Raw genomic sequence first — 1010 nt, 5'->3', positions numbered from 1 at the left:
CCATACCCCCGCGCCAAGCCCACACCCGCGACGTACAACTCCCCCACCACACCCGGCGGCACCAGCCGCATGCGGCCATCCAGCACGTAGACCCGCGTATTGACGGTGGGACCGCCAATGACCGGCTCGTCCGAGTGCACGCCCAGCGATCCAGAGGTCACCCATACCGTGGCCTCGGTGGGCCCGTACAGGTTCAGCATCAGCCGACCCGGAGCCCACTGCCGGACCAGCTCGCTGCCGATCGCTTCGCCGCCGACCAGCAGTGTCCGGAACGACGGCAGTTCCACCACCGGCATGCTCGCCAGCACCGACGGGAGGATCAGTGCGTGCGAGATCCGCTGCTCGGCGAGCACGTCGACCAGCTCCGCGCCGGTCAGCACCCCCGAGTCCGGCGGGACGACCAAGGTTCCGCCGGCGGCGAAGGCCATCAACACTTCCAGCACAGCGGCATCGAAACTCGGTGATGCCAGCTGCAAGACCCGCGATTCGCCGGTCAGCTCGAAACGCTCCACCTGGGTCTGCGCCAGCCCGGCCAACCCGGTGTGCGGGACAACTACGCCCTTCGGACGCCCCGTCGATCCCGACGTGTAGATCACGTATGCGGCGGCGCCAGTAGGCACCTCCACCTCCGGCGACGCCTCCGGGGACCGGTGGACCGCACCCGCCACGTCCGGTTCGTCAAGCACCAGTTTCGGCGTTTCCTCCGGTAGCAGGTCGACGAACTCGGACTTCGTGAGCACCAGCGCGGCGGCGCTGTCCGCCACCATGAAGCCAATTCGTTCTCGCGGGTACGTCGGGTCGACCGGAACGTATGCGCCACCCGCCTTCGTCACCGCGAGGATGGCAACGATCATCTCCACCGATCGCCCGAGCAGCAGCGCAACTCGCGACTCCAGGCCGACGCCGTGCGCGATGAGGTGGTGTGCGAGTTGGTTCGCGCGGGTGTTGAGCTCCTCGTAGGTCAAACGGGTGCGGCCGTGTTCGAGCGCGATGGCCCGCGGAGTTCTGCT

1 protein-coding gene is annotated in these 1010 nt (G+C 68.1%); it reads right to left on the bottom strand.

The annotated features are described in order from the left end of the window. On the bottom strand, nt 1-1010 hold a 1010-nt coding region (locus ACWEV3_RS43400; protein WP_452619505.1), incomplete at both ends, for an AMP-binding protein.

This window comes from Saccharopolyspora sp. NPDC003752 (assembly GCF_053605825.1).
This window is presented reverse-complemented; position numbering and strand designations above follow the sequence as displayed.